The sequence below is a fragment of the Nocardia glycosmidis genome (assembly GCF_052545115.1).
Window position 1 is genome coordinate 155,978 of record NZ_JBQWRH010000015.1, and the last position, 25,067, is coordinate 181,044.

Consider the following 25,067-nt stretch of genomic DNA (forward strand, 5'->3'; position numbering starts at 1 on the left):
ACTCTGAGAGAAGTTCCGATACCTTCCCGGGAATGGCCACCGGCCCGGGTTATGGCGGCCTGTCACATGCCGAATTCAGCGCGGTGGCGGCCTTCGCCGCGGCGTGGGAATCCACGCGGCGCCCGCCTGCGATTATCGAGTACCTGCCCGATGCGACAACCTTGCGCCGCGAAGCATTATTCGAGCTGATCCGCGTGGACCTACGCCATCGCTGGCTACGCCGTCCCGCGGCGTCCACCGGGACCGCCCCGGAACCGGCCGCGCGCAAACGCCTGGCCGATTACTGCGCCGAATTTCCCGAACTCTCTCCCGAAGAAATCCCGGCCGGTCTGGTGTATGAAGAGTTCGTCATCCGCCGCCACAGTGGGGAACGCGTCGATCCGCGAGATTCGCTGCGCGAATTCCCGCATCAGGCGGAGGAACTGCGCGCCTTGCTGAACGCCGACGAGATCGACCAGAGCACCCGGCGCGCGGTGCTGGCGGATTCCCCCCGGACCGCGTTCGCGCCCACCGGCTCCACTGTCGCCGACACCGAATTGAACCAAACCATCGAGCCCGATCGTGGTTCTGAGGTGACCAGAACGACCGCGGCCGATCTGATCGGAACGGCCACCGCCGTGCCGACCACGATCGGGACCGGGTCGGGCGGCAACACCGCGCTCGACCGCATCGAAATCGGTCAGCGAATCGATGATTTCGATCTGCTGACCGGTTTGGGCAGCGGTGCGTTCGCGCGGGTCTTCCTCGCCCGGCAACGGTCGCTGCAACGGCTGGTCGCGGTCAAGATCTCCGCCGATCACGGCACCGAGCCGCAGACGCTGGCCCAGCTCGACCACGACTACATCGTGCGGGTCTTCGACCAGCGGCTACTCGATGACGCCGAGGGTGCCGCGCGCCGGCTGCGGCTGCTCTACATGCAGTTCCTGCCCGGTGGCACGCTGCTGGGCGTCCTGCGGCTGGTGCGCTGCACCCCGCCCGCCGAACGCAGCGGACAGCTGCTGCTGGACGCCGTCGACGCGGCCATGGAGGAAAAAGGCGAGATCCGGCCGACCGACTCCAGCGTGCGCTCCGAGATCGCGGCGCTGAGCTGGCCGGAGACGGTGGCCTGGCTCGGGCGCAGGCTGGCCGAGGCGCTGGACTACGCCTCCTCGCACGGCGTGCTGCACCGGGATGTGAAACCGGCCAACGTGCTGCTCACCGCCGAAGCGGTGCCGAGACTGGCCGACTTCAACATCAGCTTCAGCCGCAATGTGGAGGGCACCAGCCCGGTCGCCTACTTCGGCGGCTCACTGGCCTACATGTCGCCGGAACAGCTGGAGGCCTGCCATCCCGGCTTCGACCGCGGCGCCGCCGACCTGGACACCCGCGCCGACATCTACTCGCTCGGTGTGCTGCTCTGGGAGCTGCTCACCGGGGCAAAGCCGTTCAATGACAGCACGGCGGGGCTGGGCGGTCAGGGCGACGACACCACGCTCGAAGCCATGCTGGAGCGCCGCAGTACCGGCGTGGACGCCGCGGCGCTGGAGCGAGTTCCGCCGGACTGTCCGGCCGCGCTGCGCCGAATACTGCTGACCTGCCTCGCGCCCGAACGGACCGGCCGGTGGTCCAGCGGCGCGGTCCTGGCCAGACAGCTGGAGATGTGTCTGGACCAGCGCGCGCGGGAACTGGTCGACCCCGCGCCGAACAGCTGGCGACGCCGGCTGCGCCCATACATCGTGCTGGTGGCGCTGGTGTCGGTGGCCCTGCCGAATGTGCTGGCCTCGCTGTACAACATCCAGCACAATCAGCACCTGATCATCAGCCGGATGACCGCGGAGGCAGAGCAGACGTTCCTCGTCATCACCAGCGTCGTGAACGCGATCTTCTTCCCGACGGGCATCGCGGTGGTGTTGTACATGGCCAGATACGTGCTGACGGTGCCGCGCGGCTTACGCAAAGGCCGACGATACGATCCGGACACCCTCCGGCGTGCCAGACGAGACGCGCTGCTGATGGGCGACCGTGCCGTCATCGTGGCGTTTTCGCTGTGGGTATTGGCGGGCGCGATCTTCCCGATCGCGCTGCAGGTGTCCACCGGAGCCATACCGGCACGGGCCGTGGTGCACTTCTTCTCCTCGCTGGTGGTGTGCGGGGCGATCGCGGTGGCCTATCCGTTCTTCCTGCTGACCTTCTACATGGTTCGGTGCATATATCCGGTCTTCCTGCGGCACGGAGACCTCAGTCCCGAGGACGCGGTGTGGCTGCGCGGGCTGGACCGGCGCTGCAACGGTTACCTGGCGGTGGCCGCGTCGGTGCCGCTGCTCGCCGTCGCCGGCGTCACCTTCCTACCCCCTGGCGATATCCCGTCGGTGATTTTCGCGGTCCGACTGCTGTGTGTGGGCGGCATAATCGCGTTTGTGGGCACCTATCTGCTGTTCCGTTCGCTGGAGGCGGACCTGCGGGCGCTGGAGCGCGTAGTCGACCCGGAATCCGCCGTAGCGGGCCCGCTTCCCGGGCGGCAGGCGCCCGCCGACGCGGACGCGGCGGAGACCAGCAGGTGAGCTCCTTGCGCGCCGACGCCGTCGACCGGTTCGCCGCCGCCTGGCAACGCAGTCTGCGCACCGATCGGTTGCCGCCGCGGATCGCCGATTATGTGCCCGACGGTACGCAGGTGCGCTTGGCCGTGCTCACCGATCTGGTCCGGGTCGACCTGCGGCGGCGCTGGGAGCACGAAGGGCTCGGCAAGCGAGTCACCGAGTACCGCGAGGAATTCCCCGAGGTGGACGCGAGTCCCGAGCTCGTCGAACTCGTGTGCGAGGAGTTTCTGGCTCGCCGTCGATGCGCGCCACTGCCGCTGCCGGATTTTCTCGCCGAGTACCCCGACCTGGCCGCCGAGGTCGGCGTACGCCTCGGCGACTTCGCGGTGGTCGATGCCGAGTCCAGCGCCGCCATCGCCGCGCTGGCCGATCTCGCCCCGGGCCTGCGGATCGATGACTTCGACCTACTCACCGACCTGGGCGCCGGCGTGCTCGGCCGGGTTTTCCTCGCCCGGCAGCGATCCATGCAGCGGCTTGTCGCGGTGCGGTTTTCCGCCGGACGGTCGGGCGTCCCGCACACCATGGCCCAACTCGACCACCCCCACATCGTGCGCGTCTTCGACCAGCGGTTGCTCAGCGCCGACGCCGTACGTGCTCTGACCACGTCCGGTCCACGTTCCCGCGACCACACCATCGCCGCCCCTGATGCGGGTACCGTCATCGCCGCGGCGCGGCCCGACACCACTGCCGCGGCGCGGCCCGACACCACCGCGGCCGTGCCCTTCGATCCGGACGCCACGATCGCCGACACGGTAGTCGCCGAGTTCCCGGTTGCCGACGCGGCCGGTCGAGCAGCAGTCGGTCCGCCCGACCGTGCAGACGCGACCGTTGCCGAATCCGGTTCGCCCCCGACCGAACGCACCAGCACCAATCCCGCAGCGGTGCACCAACAGACCGACGCCGGCGAAGCGACGGTCGTCGTCCAGCCCGGTACCCCCGCCGACGACACGACCGTCGTCGGCGAGCCCGGCACCCGCCATCCTCCCTACCCGCGCCGCAACGGTGCGGAACTCCCCGACCGGCGGAGCGAAACCTCGACCGAATCGGCCGAAGACACCGTCGTTGTCACCCAACCCGATGAGACCCTTGTCGACGCCGACATCCCGTCGGACCGCGCCACCACCCCTGCGCCGAGCGATCCGACCTCGGCCGCCGGCGCTGCACAGGACCGGACGGCAGCCCCGGCAATCCCGCGCCTGGTCTATATGCAGTACCTCCCCGGCGGCACCGCGGTCGGAGTACTGGAGCAACGCCGTCGCGGCCCGGTAGCCGACGGCGGCGCTCTGCTGCTGCGCGCGGTGGACCGGGCCATGGCGGCCAAGGGCGAGATCCGGCCGTCGGATTCGAGCGTGCGCGCCGAGATCACCCGCCTGAGCTGGCCGGAGACGGTGGCGTGGGTGGGCCGGCGACTGGCTGACGCGCTGGACTACGCCGCGCACCACGGTGTGCTGCACCACGACATCAAACCGGCGAACGTCCTGTTCACCGCCGAGGGCATCCCGAAACTCGCGGATTTCGCTCTCGCCGACCCGGGGCCGCACGCGGGCACAGCGGGCGCCCTCGCGACGGACGCGCTGGCCTATCGCTCGCCGGAGCAGCTGGCGCGCTACCTCGATCCCGATGCGCCCGAACCGGGCGACAGCAGCGACGTGTACTCCCTCGGTGTGCTGCTGTGGGAGATGCTCACCGGGGCGAGCCCGTTCGATGACCCGCGCCGCACCGAGTCCGGCCCCACGGCGGAAATCTATGCGGGGATGCTCGCGGTGCGTCAACGCGGCGTGTGCGCCGTGGCGCTGTCCCGCCTGCCTGAGGGGACACCAGCCGCATTGCGCCGCGTGCTGCTGGAATGCCTGCACGCGGACCCGAAACGCCGCTGGCGCAGCGGCGCCGAGCTGGCCGGACAACTCGACCTGTGCCTGGACTCCCGTGCGCGCGACCTGGTCGATCCCCCGCCGGACAGCCTCGCGTTCCGGGCCCGCGGGTGGCTGCTTCCGCTCGCGGCGTTGTGCATCGGCGTGCCCAACGTGCTGGCGAGCTTCTACAACATCCAGCTGAACCAGGCCCTGATCATCGACCGGATGACCGCGGCTGACCAGGAGAAATTCGCGGCGGTCGGCTTGGTCAACAACCTGATCGCGTTTCCGGTGGCCGGGCTGCTGCTGTTGTTCCTCACCCGGCGCCCACTCGCCATCGCGTACCGCCTGCGGCGCGGTCACGAGTACTCCGCGCACACACTCGCGAAAGCGCGCCGCGACACCTTGCTGATGGGTGACTGGGCCGTGTGGGTTCCGTTCGGCTTCTGGCTGGTCGCCGGCATCATCTGGCCGCTGGGACTGGCCTTCTCCGGTGTCGATCTGCCGCCGAGGACATTCCTGCAGTTCTTCGCCGCGCAAGTCGTGTGCGCGGCGATCGCGCTGGCCTATCCGTTCTTTCCGATCATGATCTACTCGCTGCGCTCGATCTATCCGCAGCTGCTGGTCCGCGGAGGGGTCGGACCGGACGACGAACGCCAGCTCCGGGCGCTGGCCAGACGCGGCAATTTCTATCTCGGCGTCGCGGCGTCGGTTCCGCTGCTCGGCGTGGCGAGCGCGACCTTCGTCGACCCCGCCGACCTCGGGTTGGTGATCGTTCCGGTGCGCATGCTGAGCGTGGGTGGCATCCTGGCGTTCGTGCTCACCTACCGGCTGTTCCGACTCCTCGAATCCGACCTGCTCGCGGTGGCCAGGGCGATTCCGCAGCGGGCGCGATGACCACGCCGCGGCCGTTGGGGCGGTTGGTGAGTTTGTCGCACGTGCACGATCCGGCCACCACGCCGCTGTATCCGGACGACCCGGAATTCCACACCGACATCGTGGCCACGATCGCGAACGACGGCTACTACCTGCGCTACATCCAGCAGGGCGAACACACCGGGACCCACTGGGGCGCGCCGATCCATTTCCACGCCGACGGGCTCGCCGCCGACCAGCTGGAACTGGACGACCTGCTGCTGCCCGCGGTGAAGCTCGACCTCCGGCAGCGCTGCGCGAACGATCGCGACTACGCGATCACGGTCGAAGACCTGCGGCACTGGGAGACCGGACACGGCCGCATTCCGGACGGCGCAGCAGTGCTCGCCTGGACCGGCTGGGACGCCAAGTGGGGTACGCCGGAGTTCATCGGCACCGGCGAGTCGGCCGGCCACCAACCGGGTTTCGCAGTGGCGACAGTGGAATGGCTGTTACGCACCGGCAGACTCGGCCACCGCGGCGCACTCGGCATCGACACCTTCGGCCCGGACCTGGGCATCGATGACACCTACGCGGTGTCGAAGCTGCTCTACGGCGAGCACCGGATCAGCTTGGAATGTCTGGCGAATCTCGCCGAACTGCCCGTCTCGGGCGCGTGGGTCCTGGTCGGCGGCCCGCTCTATCGCGGCGGAGCAGGTTCCCCCGCAACAATTTTCGGCATTCTACCGAGATAGTGGTCAGCCGCCGTAGACCTTCGGGTCGAGGGTGCCGATATAGGGTAGATCACGGTAGCGCTCCGCGTAGTCGAGGCCGTAGCCCACGACGAATTCGTTCGGGATATCGAAGCCGACGTGCGCGACCTCCACGGGAGTGCGTAGCGCGTCGGGCTTGCGTAGCAAGGTGACGACCTCCAGCGAGGCCGGGTTACGCGTGGACAGGTTGCGCTTGAGCCAGGACAGCGTGAGACCGGAGTCGATGATGTCCTCGACGATCAGGACGTTGCGGCCGGCGATGTCCTTGTCCAGGTCCTTCATGATGCGCACCACCCCGGAGGACGAGGTGGACGATCCGTAGGACGAGACGGCCATGAACTCCATCTGGGTCGGGATCGGCAGCGCCTTGGCCAGGTCGGTCATGAAGAAGATCGCGCCTTTGAGCACACCGACCAACAGCAGATCACCCTCGGGCGCATCGGGGGGATAGCGTTTGGCGATGATTTCGGCCAGTTCCTGCGTCTTGGCGGCGATCTGTTGCTCGGTGATCAGTACCGACGCGATGTCGTCCCCGTACACGTCAGCTGGATTCCCTTCCGTGATGTAGCCCGGTGGGCCGGTGGGAGTCGGCGTCATCGCCTCAGATGGCCATCCTCGCCCAGCCGCAGTGTCAGCCTGCCACGTTCGCGCCCGGCGACCAACCTGCGACCGGGCCGTCCTCCGCCGACCGCGACGCCCCCCTGCCCGCGCCAAGCGGTCACCAACTCGTCGACGGCCTGTAAATGCCTGTTCGTCAAGCCTTTCGCGCCGCCGGCGAGCAGCCATGCGCGAATCGCCCGTTTTCGCAAGGCCGCGGGCGCAGTGGCGAGTGTCTCGATCCGGAGCGTCTGCCCATCAGTCGCGGTGTGCAGCAGCTCTGCCGCGAGCGCGTCCAGCACCGCGCCGTCCTCGCGCAGTTGCTCGGCCGTGCGAGCCAGCGCCTGGGCGACACCGCCGCCGAGAACCTGCTCCAGCAACGGCAAGACCTCGCTGCGCAGGCGGACCCGGGTGAACTCCGGCGCCGCGTTGTGCGGGTCCTCGTGCGGTGTCACCCCGAGGTCGTCGCACAGCTGCCGGGTGGTCTGCCGGCGCACGTCGAGCAATGGCCGGCCCCACGGCTCGGCGTACCCGGCCATTCCCTGAATCGAGCGGCTACCGGATCCGCGCGCGAGCCCGAGCAGCACCGTTTCGGCTTGGTCATCGAGCGTGTGCCCGAGCAGGACCGGCAGACCGTTGCGCGCCGCGTCCAGCGCGGCGTATCGAGCCCGGCGCGCCGCCGCCTCCATGCCGCCCTCGGTGCCGACCTCGACCGCGAGTACCCGCGCCGACCGGCAGCCGAGTGCGAGCGCCTGCGCCGCCGCCTCGGCCGCAACCGCACCGGACCCGGGCTGCAATCGGTGATCGACCACCAGCGCGTCGACCACGTTCGTCTCCACCACCGCCGCTGCGGTGAGCGCCAGCGAATCCGCGCCGCCGGACAACGCCACCGCGACCGCCTGGTCCTGGGTCTCGGCCGGGCCGAACCGGCGCAGCCACTCGCGCACCGCCCGGCGAACCGCGAGTACGGCGGTGGTCTCGGGCAGGCGCTCCGCATCGGCGGCATCGGACGCGGACCGCCGCCCGCCAGAACCCGGTGGCCCGGCCTCCGCTGCGAAACGCCCGGATGTCGTTCCTGACGCACGCCCCATGCGCGCAGCCTACCGACTGGCCGTGCGTACTGTTTCCGACACGGCATCGGCGAATCGGATTTCGTCGGCAACAGTCCAGCCGCACCGCCGCCGGCGACGCCCCGCGCTGGGCCGGGCATTGTCGTAGCGGAACTGGACGGCGGAATTGGACGGCGTAGCGGAACTGGACCGCGCTAGCCCAGCACCCGCTCGATCCAGCGGTCCGGATTCTCGATCTCGTCGGTGCGCGGCAGCGCGTTCGCCTCGGTCCACACCGTGTTGAACCGCGCCGTGCCGACCCTGCCGACCACCTCGTCTACGAACTTCTTGCCGCGCACATACTGCGCGACTTTCGCGTCCACGCCGAGCAGGGCACGCAGCAGGCGTTGCACCGGGTTGCTCGGGCGCCTGCGGCGCTGATCGAACGCGGTGCGGATCTGCTGGACCGACGGAACGACCGCGGGACCGACCGCATCCATGACGTGATCGGCGTGCCCCTCCAGCAGGGTGCCGAGCATGAGCAGGCGGTCCAGCGCCGCACGCTGCGGCGGCGCCTGAGTGGCGCGCAGCAGCCCGATCACGCCGCGGGCGGCCGGGTCGTCGGATCCGCCGCCGCGACGGCGTTCGCGTACCTCCGCCAGCAGCCGGGAGAGCATGTCGGCCAGCGGCTCGTCACCGGCTTCGCCGAGCACCTCGACGTTTTCGCGCATGTACTCGGCGAGCCAAGGTGCGGAGGAGAACTGCACCCGGTGGGTCACTTCGTGCAGGCAGACCCAGAGCCGGAAATCGCTCGGCGACACTCCGAGCGCGCGCTCCACCGCCACGATGTTCGGCGCGACCAGCAGCAGGGTCCCGTCTGCCCCGGAGAACGGATCGTACTGGCCGAGGATCGCGGTGGACAGGAATGCGAGCATCGCGCCCGCCTGCACACCGGCGGGCTTGCCCGCGAGCAGCTTTGCTCCGGTGGGCGCGCCACCGGTGCCGGTGAGCTGGGCCATGGAGTCGGCGGCGGCGGTGATCCAGCCCGGCCGGTCGACGATTCTGGCGGCCGGCACCGGACGGTCGTCCCGTAGCCCGCTCACCTCGCGGACCGGCGCTTCAGCGCGCTCGGACGCGTCGGCCAGCTCGGCCACCACCTGTTCGGCCGAGTAGCGCGACGTGCGCGGACCCGCAGGAACCAGGGCGGCACCGGTTTTCGCGGCCAGGCCCCAATCGACCACGCCGGACAGGCTTGTCCGCCCCTTCCGCCGTTCGACCGCGCTCACCTGGCCGGATCCGGCCAGGTCGGAATCTTGTTGGGTCATGGTCAACCACCCGTCACGAGCATCCACAGTTTCGCAGCGTGCCTGCGATCGCATCCAACGCGGGCCTGCTCGCCTCCGGTGGTCGATCGTTCGACATCAGCGCGAAGGTCAGCACCCGCCCATCGGCGTCCAGCACATACCCGACCAACGCGCTGGACACCGAGAGAGTTCCGGTCTTGGCTCGAACCCAGCCCGCACCGTGCCGGTCTCTGGTGACGTATCGGCTGCTCAACGAGCCGGTGGCACCCGCGACCGGCAGATCGTCGAGCATCGGGGCCAAGGTCGCCGCGATCCGGTCGTTCTCCGGCTTGGCTTTGGTGCCGGCCGGTTGCACCATGGTGGCACCGGCGGGCTTGGCCGCGGTGGCCATGACCCGGTCGAGCAAGCGAGCGGGAATCCGGTCGTCGACCGAAAGCCCGCTGCTGTCATGCATATCCAGGCCGGTGAGATCGAAACCGGCTGTCCGCAGGGCCGCACGCACCGCGCCGACCCCGCCGCCGAAGGATGCCTCGCCGCCGGTCGCCGTCGCGATCTCCCGTCCGATCGCCTCGGCGAGCACGTTGTCGGAGTGGACCATCATGTCGCGCAGCCGATCGCGCAGCGGTGCCGACTGCACGCCGGCGATCTCGGCCGCCCCCGGTGGCGCGACGCCCAGTCTGACCCGCGCGGGGTCGAGCCCGAGGTCGGCGGCCAGACGCCGACCCGCGTCCAGTGCGGGCGTGGTGCTGCGTGGCGAGTATTCGACCAGCGGTTGCAGACGGCCGCCATCGATCATCACCGACTCGATCGGAGCGATAGAGCCTTCGGGGATGTCGATCGGGTCCCAGCCCTGCGCCATGGTCGGGCCCGCGTAGGCAGAGGTGTCGACGACGATCGTGTCCACCCGGCGACCCGCGGCGGTGATCTGCGCCACCAGATCGGACACACGGGGCCCGTTCGAGTAGTAACCCTTGCCGTCCGGCTGCGCGGTGAGCGTCGGATCGCCACCGCCGACCAGCACCAGTTCGTTCGGCGCCGCACCGGCGACCACCTTGGTGGCCACCCGGTGCTCGGCGGGCAGCGTGAGCAGGGCGGCCGCCGTGGTGAGGACCTTGGCGGTGGACGAGGGGATCATCGGTTTGTTCGCGTCACCGCTCCACAGCACCACAGCGCTGTCGGCATCGGTCACCTGGCCGGCGAACGCGCCCAGGTCCGGATTGCCGATCACCGCGGCCAGCGCCGCGGCAACCCCGGCCGGGCTCGGTGCGGGCGCATTCGAGCGGGCCGGGCTGACCTGCGGCGACGGCTCGACCGGCGCGGGTGCGGCGGCGATGGTCAGCCGGCCGTGCCGGAACTCGTCGCTCCACGGTCGCACCGTGACAACCGCCACGACAGCCACCCCGAGCAGTACGCCCACCGTGAGCACGACGCCGATCGATCTATTGCGGCGCCGTCTGGCAGCCAGCCCACCGATGTTCTCGTTGCCACCAAACACGTCGCCGCCGCTCTCCTGACCGATTCCCGCAGCAGCCGCCTGCCGCACCCATCTCCCCGTCGCCCACACTATCCTCGTTGCGCAACCGTTCCCCCCGAACAACCTGGCGAGTCGGCGGACTCCACAGCGGCCGAATCGGCAGTCGCCGAAAGAAGCCGAGTCGCCGGGCTCGACACCGACGCAGTGAAGGAGATGGCGTGGAGTTCGACGTCACCATCGAGATCCCCAAGGGTTCTCGGAACAAGTACGAGGTCGATCACGAGACCGGCCGGGTCCGGCTCGACCGGTTCCTGTACACGTCCATGGTCTATCCCGCCGACTACGGCTACATCGAGGACACCCTCGGCGAAGACGGTGACCCGCTGGACGCACTGGTCCTGCTGCCGGACTCGGTGTTTCCCGGCGTGATCGTGGAGGCCCGTCCGGTCGCGATGTACAAGATGGTCGACGAGGCGGGCGGTGACGACAAGATCCTGTGCGTGCCCGCGGGCGACCCGCGCTGGGACCACATCCAGGATCTGAAGGACGTCCCGGAGTTCGAATTGGCCGCGATCAAGCACTTCTTCGAGCGCTACAAGGATCTCGAGCCCGGCAAGTTCGTCAAGGGTTCGGAGTGGGTCGGCCGCGCCGAGGCCGAGGCCGAGATCGAAGCCTCGATCCAGCGCCTGAAGAACGAGGGGTAGTTCGGCGCTGTGTTGTTTGGCAGCGCCTTCGGCGCTGCGGGTTCGCGGCCCCTTCATGGCTCGCGTCCGAGCGACCGCCGCTGGCGACTTCGTCGCGAACGTGGCGGCCACTCGGACGGGAGCGGGGCCGGGAACGCTCAATTGTCGTTCTTGCTGCGCTCGGCTCAGCGGGAATCCGTTGGTGACCGGTGCTGGTGCTTCGTGACCGGAAAGGCGAAAAGGGACACCCGGATACCGGATGCCCCTTCTCAGGGTTAGGTGGCTCAGTAGTAGATGTAGAGGTCCCAGCCGCCGTAGGTGTCGACGCACTCCCAGTAGTAGCCGCCGGTGCTCGGCGAGGCGCCGTCGGCGCTGCAGGCGTTCAAAGTGGCATAGGTGCCGACGTAGGTGCCGCCATAGGCGACGTCGTGGTATCCGGGCGCGGCCGAGGCCGAAGCGGCCGTCGACACCCCGGCGACGGCGGCGGTGGCCAGCAGACCAGCAGCGAGAATGGACTTGATGCGCATTGTTCGTTCTCCTGAATTTCCGGGTGGAATTTCTGACACCACAAACGTTATGGCCGATCGCCGCTGCGCACAGCCACCCCTAGGGTGAGGGCAGTGCAACCCTGGGGCGAATCACCTTGCCCACCCTTTCGCTCCCCTCGGGCGGGCACCGCGCATCCCATCCGGTCGCGCCCCCGCCGACGGACTCACTTGCCGCGGAACTCGGGCGCGCGTTTTTCGAAGACGGCCTTGATGGCCTCGGTCAGGTCCTCGGAGGGCAGGAACGCGGCATTCCACGCGGAGACGTAGCGCAGACCCGCGGCGACCTCGTCCTTGCGCCGCTGCTCCAGCACATCTTTGACACCCTGCACGACCAGTGGGGGATTCGCGGCGATCTCGCGGGCGGTGGCGTGCGCCGCGGACAGCACCGCCTCCTGATCCGGGAAGACGTCGTTGACCAGGCCGATCTTCTCCGCACGCGCGGCGTCGATGTCTTTGCCGGTGTAGGCGAGTTCACGCAGGTGCCCCTCGCCGATCACACCGGGCAGCCGGTGCAGCGACCCGATGTCCGCGACGATCGCGACCTTGGCCTCTCGCAGGCTGAACTTCGCTTCGGCGCTGGCGTAGCGGATGTCGGCCGCCGCGATCAGGTCCAGTCCACCGCCGATGCACCACCCGGATACCGCGGCGATCACCGGTTTGCGGCAATCCGCCACCGCGGTGACCGAAGCCTGCATTTTGCGCAGCTCGGTCAGGAATTCGGTGCGCGGCCCAGCCCAGGCCCGCTCGCCCAGCAACGCACCGAACATGCCGCTCATCGCGGGCAGCAGGTCGAGGCCGTAGCAGAAGTTCTTTCCCGAACCGGTCAGCACAATCGCGCGGATCTCCGGGTCGGTGTCCAGCGCCTGGAAGATCTCCGGTAATTCGCGCCAGAAATCCGGGCCCATCGCATTGCCCTTGCCGGGACCGGTCAACGCAACCTGCGCAACGTTGTCCTTCGTTTCGACGGCGAAAGCTTGCCACTCTGTCATTTGTACAGCGTATCGAGCGGATTCGAGACCGACATCCTGGGCCGGGACAGCCCCGCATACCGGACGGAGCACGCAAACCTCGCCGCGTGTAAATCCTGTGCAAATTAACGGGGACGCACCTGGTTCCCGGCTCGAATAAAGCCGGATCATGGTCGAGTCAGCAAACCTCATTCATCGGGTTCGGAGCAGATCATGCTGATGCATCAGGGAATCGGCCTCGACCGGTTCAATGAAATGCCGCGCGGCAGCGCGGTCCACGCACTGTACGAATGTTGCTGCAACGTCACGTGGGCGGCGAAGCTGACCGACGCTCGTCCCTATCCGGACCAGGACGCGCTGCTGGCCAGAGCCGATGTCGAGCTGCTCGCCCTCTCCCGGCGAGATGTCGACCGCGCCTTCGAAGCACTTGTGCACGAGCAGGTCTCGGCACACGATCTGACCCAGCTCGCCCGAATCACCCGGGAGCGGCTTTCCGGAATGCTCGGCCCGATCGAGGGGTTCCCGGAATACTGAGCCGGTGGCGCGACTCGCGCGGCGCACCGCCCGCAATCGCTCTACTCTGGTGGGATGCGCAGGTCGTCATTGCCACCGGTCGCCTGCCGGGTCGCCGATACCCTCATCGCCCGAGGCCATCACGGCCTGATCGTGGCCCAGCCGGAGCCGACGCGCAGCGCCGCGGACGCCGCCAGGGTGCTGGGCGTGGACCTGGGCGCGATCACGAAATCACTTGTCTTCCTCCTCGACGACGAACCGGTTCTGCTGCTGGTCTCCGGCGCACACGAAGTCGATCTGGCGAACACCGGAGCGCGCCTGGAGGGAACGCTGACCCGCGCCGCCGCCGAGCTGGTGCTCGAAGTCACCGGCCAGCCGATCGGCGGTGTCGCACCGGTCGGCCACCCGACCAACCTGCCGACCTGGGTGGACAACGCGCTGTCGCGACATCGAGAGGTCTGGGCGGCGGGCGGGCACCCGGATACCATTTTCCGCACGACGTTCCCGGAGCTGCTGCGGATCACCGCGGGCCTTCCGATCGACGTCGATTGAGGTCGGGTTACCGGGTCCGCCGATAGCATCCGGCAGCGCTCGAACCGCGGTCTCAGCCGATCAGGCAGGGAGCCGCGCCGGCCGGGGCGGTGGAGGTGAAGGGGCGCGTTTCGGGGGTGGGGTTCCACAGACCGTTGGTGGCGGCGTAGTCCCAGATGGGGCCGGTGCTCACGAGAGTCGCCACGGCCTCGATCAGGCGGTCCACATCAGCGGAGGTGGTGCCCAGGCCGATGCTGGCGCGCAGCGCCCCATCCAGGCCGAGGCGAGCCAGCAGCGGGTGGGCGCAGAAACGTCCGTCGCGCACGCCGATGCCGTGTTCGGCGGAGAGATAGGCGGCGACCTGACCGGGGACGAATCCATCCAGCGTGAAGGCGACGATACCCACCGAGTCGGGACTGTCGGACCAGATGCGCAGCAGCCGCACGCCCGAGATCGCGGCAAGGCCGTCCCGGAGCCGGTCGGCGAGCCGGTGTTCGTGCGCGGCAAGGGTTTCGGCCTCGATGGCACACAGCGCGTCGCACGCGGCGGCGAGCGCGGCGGCGCCGAGCACGTTCGGCGACCCGGCCTCGTGCCGCTGCGGAGCGGGGGCCCACTCGGCCTCGGTTGTGCTCACCTCCCGAACCGCCCCGCCGCCGGACAGATAGGGCTGCGCCGCATCGAGCCAATCCCGCTTGCCCACCAGCACACCCGCGCCGAAGGGCGCGTACAGCTTGTGACCGGAACAGGCTAGATAGTCGATTCCGGTGTCCCGCAGGCTGATCCGACGATGTGGCGCCAGCTGCGCCGCGTCCACCAAGATCCGGGCGCCGCACTGGTGCGCGATGGTGGCCAGCCGCTCCAGTGGCAGCACCTCCCCGGTGACGTTCGACGCGCCGGTCACCGCGAGCAACGCGGCGGGCTTGCTGCACAACTCGGCGACCAGCCGGCCGACGGTCTCCTCGACCGTGTCGGCCGCCTGCACGACGCGGCGGCCGCGCCTGGTCCACGGCAGGAAGTTGGCGTGGTGCTCGATATCGAGCACTACCGTGTCGCCGGGCACGCAGGACGCGAGCAGGTTCAGCGAGTCGGTGGTGTTGCGCGTGAACACCACCACGTGATCCGGTGCGGCGTCGAGGAACTTGCCTACCGATCCGCGGGCGGCCTCGTAGCACTCCGTGGAGATCCGCGAAGCGTAACCCGCGCCGCGGTGCACGCTCGCGTAGAACGGCAGCAACTGCTGCACGCGGTCGGTAACCTGCGCCAATGCCGGCGCGCTCGCCGCATAGTCGAAATTCGCGTAGCTCGCGGTTCCGCCCTGCACGAGCGGCACCAGCAGTTCGTCGCCCGAGACCCGGGCGAATGCGGCACAGGTGGTATCGACAACACTAGTCATCACGTGAATCCCGTCGGCTCTAGGACCGCGATCGAATGATTCGTCGAGTCCGCGCTTGCCGCGCCCGGTTGGGCGGCGGCCGGGTCGTCACCCGGAGCACCCCACCGCGGAGGAGGGTTGCCGACCAGCAAGCCGGGGCTTAGCGCTGGTACTCATGACCTGACCCGAGATTGGCAGAAGCGCCCCAGCGCTGTCAACTGGGTACCAATCCCAGGCCGGCACATACCGATCGGGACCTGCCCGACGTCCGTGCGTCCGCGCGCAGACTCACGAGCCGGGCCGGCACCCCTGACCTCGCTTTACGAGCACTGTTCGCCATCGAAGCCGGCACGCGGCTGTTGCCCTGAACACATCCGCGCCACCGCTGCCGGCCGGAGCAGGCCCGGCATCTCGTCTCCGACGACGCTACGACCGAACAAATACAGCAAATACGCAGCAGCACCCGGTAACCCGAACGATCGTCCCTGGTGCCCAGGTAACCACAGCGGCCCGCGCTTTTGCGGAAAGCAAAACCAAGCGTTACCTGTTCGCAGCCCGTCGCGCCCCGATTCGCGATGTCACAGCGCACGAGTCGCCGGACGCTCAGCCCTCATCCAGCTAACAACAAGCAGCCGATCTCGAATCCATGGTGTTCACCCCTTGTCGAGCGCAGCGACATTCCCCGTTCGCGCAGCGCCGCTGGGCGCTGCCGAAGCAAACCCAGTACCGTGGACAACTGGCCAATCGCGGCATTTGCCCTTTGGTAACCCCGCCCTTTGGTAACCCGCCCTTTGGTAACCCAACTATGGCGCGACAACGGAAAGTGTGAGGCAGATCGATGGAAGGTTCGGTGGGCACCGTGCTCCGAACAGAGGTCGACGCGCCGCAGCGTCCGTTGTTGCGGGGCGAGCATGCGCCGCAGGCCAGGACGCTGGTCGACATCCTGACCGCTACCGCGCTCGCACATCCCGACGCCCCGGCCATCGACGACGGCCAGGTGGTGCTGACCTACCTGGACTTGGTGGTCGAGGTCGAGCAGACCATGGCCCGCCTCGCCACAGCGGGCGTACGCCCCGGTGACCGGGTCGGGGTGCGGATGCCTTCCGGGACCCGCGGACTCTACGTCACCATTCTCGCGGTCCTCTACAGTGGCGCGGCCTATGTGCCGGTCGACGCCGACGACCCGGACGAGCGGGCCCAGCTGGTCTTCGGCGAAGCCCAGGTCACCGCGCTGGTGACCGCCGACGGCATCGAGACCACGGCCGCGGGTATCCGTGCCGCGGAACAGCACGAACGTGGGGAAACCTGGTCGACGCTCCCCACCCCCGGCGACGATGCCTGGATCATCTTCACCTCGGGCTCGACCGGCACCCCGAAAGGCGTTGCCGTCACCCACCGCAACGCCGCCGCGTTCGTCGACGCCGAAGCTGACCTGTTCCTGCGCGACGCCCCGATCGGCCCGGGTGACCGGGTGCTCGCCGGTCTCTCGGTCGCCTTCGACGCCTCCTGCGAGGAGATGTGGCTGGCCTGGCGCAACGGCGCCTGCCTGGTGCCGGCTCCGCGCGAGCTGGTGCGCACCGGCGCCGACCTGGGCCCCTGGCTGGTGCGGCGCGAGATCAGCATCGTCTCGACGGTGCCGACCCTGGCCGCGACCTGGCCGGTCGAAGCGCTGGAGGCGGTGCGCCTGCTCATCTTCGGCGGTGAGGCCGTCGCACCGGAACTCGCCGAACGACTTGCCGGAGATGATGATTCGATTCGCGAGGTATGGAACACCTACGGCCCCACCGAGGCAACGGTCGTCGCCTGTGCCGCACAGCTGAACGGCCAGTGGCCGATCCGGATCGGGCTTCCCCTCAACGGCTGGGATCTGGTCGTGGTGGATCAAGCGGGAAATCCCGTGGCCGAGGGCGAGTCCGGCGAATTGGTGATCGGCGGCGTCGGCCTGGCACGCTATCTCGACCCCGCCAAGGACGCGGAGAAGTACGCACCGCTGCCCTCGGTCGGCTGGGACCGCGCCTACCGTAGCGGCGACCTGGTTCGCAACGAGAGCGCGGGGCTGGTCTTCCTCGGCCGCGCCGATGATCAGATCAAACTCGGCGGCCGCCGCATCGAGCTCGGCGAGATCGACAACGCACTCCAGCATCTCCCCGGTGTCACCGGCGCCGCCGCCGCGATCCGAAGCACAAAGGCGGGCAACAAGCTACTGATCGGCTACCTCACCGCGCCCGGACCGGACTTCGACGTCAAGGCCGCACGAGCCATCCTCGCCGAACAACTTCCGGCCCCGCTGGTCCCCCGGCTCGCGGTGGTCCCCGAGCTACCGACCCGTACCTCCGGCAAGGTGGATCGCGACGCCCTGCCGTGGCCGCTACCGGGCTCAGGCGAGGACGACGACAACGACCTGACCGGCACAGCGCAATGGGTTGCCGGATTGTGGGATTCGATTCTCGGCGCGGAGGTCGGCGATCTCGATGCCGACTTCTTCGATCTGGGCGGCGGCTCGCTCGCCGCGGCACAGCTGGTCGCCGCGCTGCGCGAACGTTATCCGCAGATCGCCGTCGCCGATCTCTACGACCATCCGCGCCTCGGCGCTCTGGTCGAGCTGCTGGAGCAGACCACACCCGCGGTCGCCGTCACCGAACGCGTGGTGCGCCCGACGCCCTTGGCGGCGCAAGCGGCGCAGGTGCTCGCCACCATCCCGTTGACCACGCTCACCGGCCTGCAGTGGCTCACCTGGCTGGCGATCGTCGGCAATATCGCCGCCTGGTCCGGCTCGCTGCCGTGGCTGCCGCAGCTGTCCTGGTGGTGGACGCTGGCCGCGTTCGTACTGTTCATCTCCCCACCCGGCCGGATGGCGATCTGCGTGGCGGGCGCACGGCTGTTGCTGCGCGGTGTCCGGCCGGGTAGTTATCCGCGCGGCGGCGCGGTGCATCTGCGCTTGTGGGCGGCCGTTCGCCTGTCCGAGGCCAGCGGCGCCGAGAACCTGTCCGGCGCGCCGTGGATGGTGCCGTTCGCGCGGGTGCTCGGCGCGAAGATCGGCAAGGGCGTCGACCTGCATTCGCTGCCGCCGGTGACCGGCATGCTCGAGCTCGGCGACGGGTGCAGCGTCGAGCCGGAGGTCGACCTGTCCGGTTACTGGATCGACGGCGATGTGGTGCATCTGGGCCCGATCACCATCGGCCCCGGCGCCGTGGTCGGCTCGCGCTCGATCCTGCTGCCCGGCACGAAGATCGGTAAGAACGCCGAGGTGGCGCCGGGTTCCGCGGTGTCGGGCAAGGTGAAGGCCGAACAGGAGTGGGCGGGTTCACCCGCGGTGAAGGTCGGCAAGGCGCAGCATCGCTGGCCGCCGCACACGCCCGACCGGGCCCGGCGCTGGGTCGGCGTCTTCGGTGTCACGTCGATGGCCTTGGCCGCCATGCCGATCCTCGGCCTCGGCGCGGGCGGCGCGTTCCTCGCTTGGTTCGTTCGCGATACCCGCACGCTCGCCGCGGCCGTCGTCCGGGCCTTCGCCATTCTTCCCGTCGCGACCCTGCTGAGCCTCGGTATCTACGCCGCGGCGACCATCGTCGCGGTTCGGTTGCTGAGCATCGGCCTGACCGCGGGCTACCACCCGGTGCGCAGCCGCGTCGGCTGGCAGGCGTGGGCTACCGAGCGGCTGCTGGATTCCGCGCGTGGCTTCCTGTTTCCGCTCTACGCGAGTCTGCTCACGCCGTTGTGGCTGCGCTTGCTCGGCGCGAAGGTCGGCAAGAGCGTGGAGGTGTCGACGGTGCTGTTGCTGCCGAAGTTCACCACCGTCGCCGATGGCGCCTTTCTGGCCGACGACACCATGATCGCGGGTTATGAGCTCGGCGGTGGCTGGCTGCACATCGGTGAGGCCAAGGTCGGCAAGCGCGCGTTTCTCGGCAACTCGGGGATGACCGCACCCGGCCGCCGCGTCCCGAAGAACGGGCTGGTCGCGGTGTTGTCGGCGGCGCCGTCCAAGGCAAAGGCCGGCTCGTCCTGGTTGGGTAGTCCGCCGGTCCGGCTGCGCCGCGCGGCGGAGAGCACCGACACGGCGCGTACCTTCGACCCGCCCGCCCGCCTGCGCATCGCCCGCGCGATTGTCGAAACCTGCCGGCTCTTCCCCGTCCTGGTGACTTTCGCCATCGGACTCGGCGTGCTGAGCACGCTGGCCTGGCTCGCGCAAACGTTCGGCCATCTGGCCGCCGGGCTACTCAGCGGGTTGGTGCTGCTGAGCGCCGGTGCCGTGGCGGGCGCGAGCGCGGTGGCCGCCAAGTGGTTGTTGGTGGGCCGGATCGGCACCGAGGAGTATCCGCTGTGGAGTTCGTTCGTGTGGCGTAACGAGGTCTCCGACACCTTCGTGGAAACGGTTGCCGCACCGTGGTTCGCGCGCGCGGCGACCGGTACGCCCGTACTGAACCTGTGGCTTCGCGGGCTCGGGGCGAGCATCGGTCGCGGGGTATGGTGCGAGTCCTATTGGCTACCGGAGGCGGACCTGGTGACTCTCGGCGACGGCGCGACCGTTGAACGCGGCTGCGTGGTGCAAACCCACCTGTTCCACGATCGAATCATGGCCATGGACACCGTCACGCTCGGCGCGGGCGCCACCCTCGGACCGCACTGCGTCGCACTCCCGGCCTCGGCTATCGGCGACGGCGCGACCATCGGTCCGGCCTCCCTGGTCATGCGCGGCGATGCGGTGCCCGCATCGACGCGCTGGTGGGGCAACCCGATCGCACCCTGGTTCACGGGCGACCCCGGAGCACGCTGATGCCGGGCAAGTTCTACGAAGCCCCCATCGATGAGTACCTACCGCAGAACGGCAATCGCGGGTATCGGGTCTCACGATACGAACTCGAGTTGGCCTATCGAGTCTCCGCCAACCGGCTGACCGGACGTGCCACGATCACCGCGGTGACCACCGCGGTGTGTCCGCGGTTCGCCCTCGACCTCGCACAGGCGCTCACCGTCTCGAAGGTGTTAGTCAACGGGACCAAGGCCGCGAAATACACCCACCAGCACGGCAAATTGGTGATCACCCCGCAGCAGCGGATTCCGGCGGGCGGCGCGCTCTCGATGGTGGTGCAGTACGGTGGCATCCCGAAGCCGGTGCGCGGCCCCTGGGGCGAAGTCGGTTGGGAGGAGCTCACCGAGGGCGCGCTCGTGGCCAGCCAGCCCAACGGCGCCGCATCGTGGTTCCCCTGTGACGACCACCCGAGTTCCAAAGCGAGCTACCGGATTTCGATCACCACCGATTCCCCGTACTACGCGCTGGCCAACGGCACCCTGCTACGCAAACAGACCAAGGCCAGCCAGACCACCTGGGTCTATGAGCAGGCCGAGCCGATGTCGAGCTATTTGGCGACTATCCAGATCGGCCACTATCGCAAACATCGCATGGGTTCCGCGCAGACCCCGGTGCCGATGCAGGCCGTCATTCCGCCGCGGCTGCGCGCGAACTTCGACCACGATTTCGCCCGCCAGCCGAAAATGCTGGAGGTCTTCACCGAGAAATTCGGCCCTTATCCGTTCGAGGGGTACACGGTGGTCGTCACCGACGATGAGCTGGAGATCCCCATCGAGGCGATGGGCATCTCGATCTTCGGCGCCAATCACTGTGACGGTCGCCGCGGCGCCGAACGTCTGGTCGCGCATGAGCTGGCCCATCAGTGGTTCGGCAACAGCCTGACCATCCGGCAGTGGCGCGATATCTGGCTGCACGAAGGCTTCGCCTGCTACGCGGAATGGATTTGGTCGGAGGCGATCGGCGGCCCCACGGCCGATCAGCTGGCCCGCGCCGCGCGGCACAATCTGTCCCGCCAGCCGCAGGACATCGTCGTCGGCGACCCCGGACCGCGGCGCATGTTCGACGACCGCGTCTACAAGCGCGGCGCGCTGACCTTGCACGCGCTGCGCCTGGAACTCGGCGACTCGACGTTCTTCAACCTGCTGCGTGAGTGGACGATCCGCTACCGCCACTCCTCGGTGACCACCGAGGAATTCACCGATCTCGCGGGTCACTACAGCCTGGTGCCGCTGCGCCCGCTGTGGGACAGCTGGCTGCTCGCCGAATCGCTGCCGCAGCTGCCGCCCCACGGCGGCGCGTCGACCGCCTGATCAGAACACCAGGTAGCGCGCGGCGAGTTCTTCGATGAGCGGATCGTCCTCCCCGACGTTCGCCAGCGCGTCGAGATCTGTTTCCACGGCGATCTGCCGCGGATCGTCGTGCTCGGTGTCGAGCGGGCCGTCCTCGGCGAGCTGGCGCAGCAACTTGTTGCGCACCCTGGTCTTCAGCGAATCATTCATGTTCGACGCTTGCCTCCATGCCGGCCGCTACACCGGTGTGAGGAAGGTGCCCCACGGGGTGTTGCGCAATACGGTGTAGACCGCCAGCAATCCGAAAAATATCCACATCGTGGTCCGGCTGATCGACGGCAGACGCATCGTCTGACCGCGCCGAGCACGGATGGTCCAGTCCGTCACCCACACCGCGAACGCGAGCACCAACGGAATCGCGAGCAGATTGCTGTGCAGGGCATCGACGATCTGCCCATCGGTGAGGTTGTGCACGGCGCGCATCCCGCCGCAGCCGGGGCAGTACCAGCCGGTCAGCGCGTAAACCGGGCAGGTGCCGTAGGAGCCTTCGACATGCGGATCACGCAGGTGCAGCAGCACACCGATACCCACCCCGACACCCGCCACCAGCAGTGGCAGTCCCGCACCGCGCCAGCCGGTCCTCGGCTCGGATGCCGGTTCGGGAGCGGTGTGCGCGATGTCCACACCGTCAAACATAGCTGTGTTCGTTTTGCGGCGCTTCCAGCGCTGTGGGTTCGTTTTGCGACGCTTCCAGCGCTGCGGAATCGGACGCTGGTCCAAAAATGATCTTTAACCGGACCGAAATCTGGGTACTTTCCCGTACAGCCAGGAATCCGTCCTCGAGCGCTGGCATGGCGAGCACCTTGTTCGCGTTGTACGGTGACGGAAGACACAAAGGAGTGTTTCGATGCTGGTCAAGTCGATGAGGACGCTGGCGGACGCCCGTAACGGCGCGCTCACCGCCGCTTACCGTGCCGGACTGCGGTCGCGCACCTTCCGGACGGCGGCGCTGAACGCCCCGACATCCCCGTGTGCGGTCATCCCGGTCGTCACCAAGGACGGCGCCCGCCTGCGGGTGCACGCCTACGGCCCCGCCGATGCGGACGTCATCGTCCTGATCCATGGCTGGAGTTGCAGCATCGAGTACTGGAACCCGCAGATCAACGCCTTCGCCGACCGATATCGAGTCGTCTGCTACGACCAGCGCGGCCACGGCGCGAGCGAACTCGGCAAGTCCGCGCCGAGCAAAGAAACACTGGCCGATGACCTGTCGGCCGTACTGTCCGCCACCCGCCGCAACGGCAGACGAGCGGTGCTCGTGGGGCACAGCATGGGCGGAATCACCGTGCAGGCGTGGGCTTCCCGATACCCGGACCAGGTGCGGCAGCAGGCCGCCGCGGCAGTGCTGCTGAACACCAGCTCGGGCGACATCCGCTACGACACCGATCTGCTCCCGCTGCTGAACAAGCCGCTGACCTTGGCCGACCGGCCGGTCACCATACTCGGCGCGAACGTACGCTTGCCGATGATCGTCGCCCAGACGCTGCTCACCGCCCCGGTGCCGCTGCCTGGTGGTTGGCCGGCGAGCGCGCTGATGAAGGCCCGGGTGATGAGCGAGCGGGCCACCGCGGACCAGGTGGAATTCGCTCTCGGTATCGTGCGGTCCTGCCGACCGCTCACCCGCGGCAGGCACGCCGCCGCGCTCATCGACATCGATCTCGCCGAGGCCGCCGCGTCGCTTACCGTTCCCACCACGGTGATCGCAGGGGTGCACGACCGGTTGCTGCCCGAACGTATGTCACGCCGCATCGCCGACGCGCTGCGCGACACCGGGCATCTGGCCGCATACCATGTGTGGCCCACCGGCCACCTGGGCAATATCGAAGCCGCCGACCGCTTCAACGCGGAACTGGCCCGTATCGCCGCCCGGGCCCACCTCCGCTCCGCAGCCGGCTGATTTCACCGCGCGCGGTAGCCCTCGCCACGGACAGCACACCACACACGCTGGTTAACATTCCGCGAATCTCAACCGAAACATGGGGCAGACAGTCAGACCCCTATCGAGCGGAGCAGCTGTGCAGGGCTATCGCGGTATTTCGGCACTAACTCTGGCCGCAGGCGCTCTCGCGCTGACCGCCCCGATCGCCTCCGCAGTACCAATCGGCATCCCACCAGCACGCACACTCTGCGGGGGCGGCGGTGCCGGCGCCGGAATGATCGCGGCCCAATACGATCCCGCCCGCAACTCCTCCGACAATCCAACGCTCTGGATCCATCCGGACTTCGTTTTCGTCCCCGACATCCCAGGCGGCTCCTGCGGCGTAGAGGTCACAGTTCACTGGCAGAACTCCGATACCGGCGCACTGGGCAGTCTGCCCCCGATCTGGGTCGAGACGTCATCCGGCGACCAGGTCCACGACAATTGGGTACCCATCACCATTCCCTCAGGCCTCGGCCGAACCGAAGTGCTGATCGCGACCAACTATCCACACGTCCCGGGCAAGGGAACATTCGTCGTCACGTAGTCCACGGTCGTGGAAATACGGATGGCAGAGCTACCCGGCCAGATGGTCCCCAACACTTCTCCCACACCGGCAGTCATCGGATCTCGTTCTCGGGGTGCTGTTCGTCGTAGGCCGCACGGGCCGACTTGGCCGCAGCAGCAGCTATCGTGGCCAGCAGCCCGACCGCGCACGTGGGAAGACCTATGACCTGGGCGGTGAACCGATCACCGTCGCTGGGATCGCCGAACGCCTCGGCGTCGCTCACCAAACGATCGCGCTCGGCGAGTACCGCGAGCGGTTGCCCGCCGACGACACCCTGTTTCCGTTCCCGCCGCCGATGCTCGCCTCGATTGCGAGCAGTCCGCCACGGGTTCCTCAGCAACACCAGCCCCGACCTTGTGCAGTTGCTCGACCGACCGCTCACCGACTCGCTCACGGTCGCCGCGGACACCGCAGCGGCGATGCGCCCCGGCGCGCGCATACCAGGCGACTGAGCCTGGCCGATCGCTTCCTTCGCTCGCGTGTGGTGCTGAGGACAACGCAAGCCGGCAGGTGGTTACCGCCGCCCCCATGCCAGGGGTGATGGGTTGCTAGATCAACTCGATCTCATCGAGTCCGACAGTCAGGCTGTGACGCCGTTCCCGCAGAATGTTTCCTTCGCGATGGACGGTGCCCTCACTGAAGACGACACGCAGCTCGCGGCGGCGGAGGTCGACCTCCTGCACGACTGCGCAGATGCCGCTGAACGGCCCCTCCGGGAAGTAGACGACGTCGCCCGGTCCGTATTCGCTCAACCCCACGCCGCCACAGTAACCGGCCGACTCATCAGAACAGTGCACTCGACCGGACCATCGTCGCTCCATCGCTGCCGACATGCGCCACAGCTGGACGTTCGCGGGGCCGAACGTGGGATTGCACAGGATCGACGTGCCAGCCGGGGCATCGGCCAGCCTGACCGTCTGTTCCGCTGCCTCGTCCAGGTGCGGCTCCGGCTCGCCGCCCATCGCAGCTTGACCCGAACTGACGACGGAGCCGTCGAAAGTGAGACCACGGCCGATGCCGAGTTCGCATCGGCCGTGGCTTCATTCGGTGACCAGCAGAGCGAGTCGCGTCACCTGGGACGTTTTCAATCGCACTTCCACCCGCTCCGACTGCCCCGGATCGGTCACCGCCGGGTCGTAGCCGAAGCACACTCGGTTCGGCCGGTCGACGCTGAACTCGATTGTCGCCCACAGCGGATGCGTCATCGGCACATCGATGTGTTTGAACCGGCCGGCCCACACCATCACCCGTCGACCGGCAGTAACCGCGATCGCACCGGAGACCGGCTGCCGCTCCCACTCCACAAGACGACCGGATGAGCGGAAAAGG

The 25,067-nt window shown here is 68.5% G+C and carries 22 protein-coding genes and 1 riboswitch; of the genes, 10 read left to right on the forward strand and 12 right to left on the reverse strand.

Translation table 11 applies throughout. The features are described 5' to 3' along the window. Positions 1–32: 32 nt before the first annotated feature. Genes ACT86A_RS19855 through ACT86A_RS19865 form a run of 3 tightly spaced genes read left to right on the forward strand, consistent with a single transcriptional unit; the run spans position 33 to position 6,039 of the window. A complete protein-coding gene (locus tag ACT86A_RS19855) occupies positions 33–2,540 on the forward strand; it encodes a serine/threonine-protein kinase (protein WP_445093653.1) in 2,508 nt (835 codons plus the stop codon). Continuing rightward, complete coding sequence (locus tag ACT86A_RS19860; RefSeq protein WP_445093654.1) at positions 2,537–5,326, forward strand: protein kinase domain-containing protein; 2,790 nt, start codon at positions 2,537–2,539, stop codon at positions 5,324–5,326. Before ACT86A_RS19855 ends, ACT86A_RS19860 begins: the two co-directional genes overlap by 4 nt. Continuing rightward, positions 5,323–6,039, forward strand: a complete 717-nt coding sequence (locus tag ACT86A_RS19865; protein ID WP_445093655.1) for a cyclase family protein — start codon at positions 5,323–5,325, stop codon at positions 6,037–6,039. The genes ACT86A_RS19860 and ACT86A_RS19865 overlap by 4 nt, the downstream gene beginning before the upstream one ends. 3 nt (positions 6,040–6,042) lie before the next feature. Here ACT86A_RS19865 and hpt read toward each other — a convergent pair whose 3' ends face one another. From hpt to dacB, 4 genes are all read right to left on the reverse strand, one after another. Continuing rightward, a complete protein-coding gene (gene hpt, locus ACT86A_RS19870; RefSeq protein WP_445093687.1) occupies positions 6,043–6,597 on the reverse strand; it encodes a hypoxanthine phosphoribosyltransferase in 555 nt (184 codons plus the stop codon). Between the two features lie 53 nt (positions 6,598–6,650). Beyond that, the gene (tilS, locus tag ACT86A_RS19875; protein ID WP_445093656.1) at positions 6,651–7,745 is read right to left on the reverse strand and encodes a tRNA lysidine(34) synthetase TilS; all 1,095 of its coding nucleotides are present in this window, start codon (positions 7,743–7,745) and stop codon (positions 6,651–6,653) included. A gap of 173 nt (positions 7,746–7,918) precedes the next feature. Beyond that, complete coding sequence (locus ACT86A_RS19880) at positions 7,919–9,028, reverse strand: Rv3626c family coenzyme F420 biosynthesis-associated protein (RefSeq protein ID WP_445093657.1); 1,110 nt, start codon at positions 9,026–9,028, stop codon at positions 7,919–7,921. 13 nt (positions 9,029–9,041) lie between these two features. Then, a complete protein-coding gene (gene dacB, locus ACT86A_RS19885) occupies positions 9,042–10,481 on the reverse strand; it encodes a D-alanyl-D-alanine carboxypeptidase/D-alanyl-D-alanine endopeptidase (RefSeq protein ID WP_445093688.1) in 1,440 nt (479 codons plus the stop codon). A 218-nt stretch (positions 10,482–10,699) separates the two neighbouring features. Here dacB and ACT86A_RS19890 point away from each other — a divergent pair, with 218 nt between their 5' ends. Next, positions 10,700–11,185 (forward strand): inorganic diphosphatase, encoded by a 486-nt coding sequence (locus ACT86A_RS19890; RefSeq protein WP_445093658.1) that lies wholly within the window; start codon positions 10,700–10,702, stop codon positions 11,183–11,185. Between the two features lie 263 nt (positions 11,186–11,448). Here ACT86A_RS19890 and ACT86A_RS19895 read toward each other — a convergent pair whose 3' ends face one another. Both ACT86A_RS19895 and ACT86A_RS19900 read right to left on the reverse strand, forming a co-directional pair. Beyond that, a complete protein-coding gene (locus ACT86A_RS19895; RefSeq protein ID WP_445093659.1) occupies positions 11,449–11,691 on the reverse strand; it encodes a hypothetical protein in 243 nt (80 codons plus the stop codon). A 185-nt stretch (positions 11,692–11,876) separates the two neighbouring features. Next, positions 11,877–12,701 (reverse strand): crotonase/enoyl-CoA hydratase family protein, encoded by an 825-nt coding sequence (locus ACT86A_RS19900; RefSeq protein ID WP_445093660.1) that lies wholly within the window; start codon positions 12,699–12,701, stop codon positions 11,877–11,879. A 192-nt stretch (positions 12,702–12,893) separates the two neighbouring features. On the opposite strand from ACT86A_RS19900, the gene ACT86A_RS19905 reads away from it, so the two are divergent. Together ACT86A_RS19905 and ACT86A_RS19910 are read left to right on the forward strand one after the other, a co-directional pair. Continuing rightward, positions 12,894–13,214, forward strand: a complete 321-nt coding sequence (locus ACT86A_RS19905) for a 2-oxo-4-hydroxy-4-carboxy-5-ureidoimidazoline decarboxylase (RefSeq protein ID WP_445093661.1) — start codon at positions 12,894–12,896, stop codon at positions 13,212–13,214. Positions 13,215–13,268: 54 nt separating this feature from the next. Beyond that, positions 13,269–13,745: a YbaK/EbsC family protein gene (locus ACT86A_RS19910; protein ID WP_445093662.1), complete on the forward strand. Its 477-nt coding sequence runs from the start codon at positions 13,269–13,271 to the stop codon at positions 13,743–13,745. Positions 13,746–13,797: 52 nt separating this feature from the next. Here the strand turns inward: ACT86A_RS19910 and ACT86A_RS19915 are convergent, their stop codons facing one another. Further along, positions 13,798–15,117 (reverse strand): aminotransferase class V-fold PLP-dependent enzyme, encoded by a 1,320-nt coding sequence (locus tag ACT86A_RS19915; protein WP_445093663.1) that lies wholly within the window; start codon positions 15,115–15,117, stop codon positions 13,798–13,800. A gap of 46 nt (positions 15,118–15,163) precedes the next feature. After that, a riboswitch (SAM riboswitch) is annotated at positions 15,164–15,277 on the reverse strand. Positions 15,278–15,934: 657 nt separating this feature from the next. On the opposite strand from ACT86A_RS19915, the gene ACT86A_RS19920 reads away from it, so the two are divergent. Further along, positions 15,935–19,867, forward strand: coding sequence for a Pls/PosA family non-ribosomal peptide synthetase (locus ACT86A_RS19920; RefSeq protein ID WP_445093664.1), 3,933 nt, complete (start codon positions 15,935–15,937; stop codon positions 19,865–19,867). Continuing rightward, positions 19,867–21,213, forward strand: a complete 1,347-nt coding sequence (locus ACT86A_RS19925; protein WP_445093665.1) for a M1 family metallopeptidase — start codon at positions 19,867–19,869, stop codon at positions 21,211–21,213. The genes ACT86A_RS19920 and ACT86A_RS19925 overlap by 1 nt, the downstream gene beginning before the upstream one ends. Here ACT86A_RS19925 and ACT86A_RS19930 read toward each other — a convergent pair whose 3' ends face one another. Both ACT86A_RS19930 and ACT86A_RS19935 read right to left on the reverse strand, forming a co-directional pair. Next, positions 21,214–21,402 carry a hypothetical protein gene (locus ACT86A_RS19930; RefSeq protein ID WP_445093666.1) on the reverse strand — a complete coding sequence of 63 codons (189 nt, stop codon included), beginning with the start codon at positions 21,400–21,402 and terminating at the stop codon, positions 21,214–21,216. 27 nt (positions 21,403–21,429) lie between these two features. Then, complete coding sequence (locus ACT86A_RS19935) at positions 21,430–21,888, reverse strand: DUF2752 domain-containing protein (RefSeq protein ID WP_445093667.1); 459 nt, start codon at positions 21,886–21,888, stop codon at positions 21,430–21,432. A gap of 211 nt (positions 21,889–22,099) precedes the next feature. On the opposite strand from ACT86A_RS19935, the gene ACT86A_RS19940 reads away from it, so the two are divergent. Beyond that, positions 22,100–23,149 (forward strand): alpha/beta fold hydrolase, encoded by a 1,050-nt coding sequence (locus ACT86A_RS19940; protein ID WP_445093668.1) that lies wholly within the window; start codon positions 22,100–22,102, stop codon positions 23,147–23,149. Between the two features lie 118 nt (positions 23,150–23,267). Next, on the forward strand, positions 23,268–23,717 hold the full coding sequence (locus ACT86A_RS19945) for a hypothetical protein (RefSeq protein WP_445093669.1): 450 nt from the start codon (positions 23,268–23,270) through the stop codon (positions 23,715–23,717). A 73-nt stretch (positions 23,718–23,790) separates the two neighbouring features. Here ACT86A_RS19945 and ACT86A_RS19950 read toward each other — a convergent pair whose 3' ends face one another. The 3 genes from ACT86A_RS19950 to ACT86A_RS19960 form a co-directional block, all read right to left on the reverse strand. After that, positions 23,791–23,961: a hypothetical protein gene (locus ACT86A_RS19950; RefSeq protein ID WP_445093670.1), complete on the reverse strand. Its 171-nt coding sequence runs from the start codon at positions 23,959–23,961 to the stop codon at positions 23,791–23,793. A gap of 325 nt (positions 23,962–24,286) precedes the next feature. Then, positions 24,287–24,700 (reverse strand): KOW domain-containing RNA-binding protein, encoded by a 414-nt coding sequence (locus tag ACT86A_RS19955; protein ID WP_445093671.1) that lies wholly within the window; start codon positions 24,698–24,700, stop codon positions 24,287–24,289. Between the two features lie 78 nt (positions 24,701–24,778). Continuing rightward, positions 24,779–25,067 (reverse strand): hypothetical protein (locus tag ACT86A_RS19960; protein ID WP_445093672.1); only part of this gene is annotated, 289 nt, incomplete at its 5' end.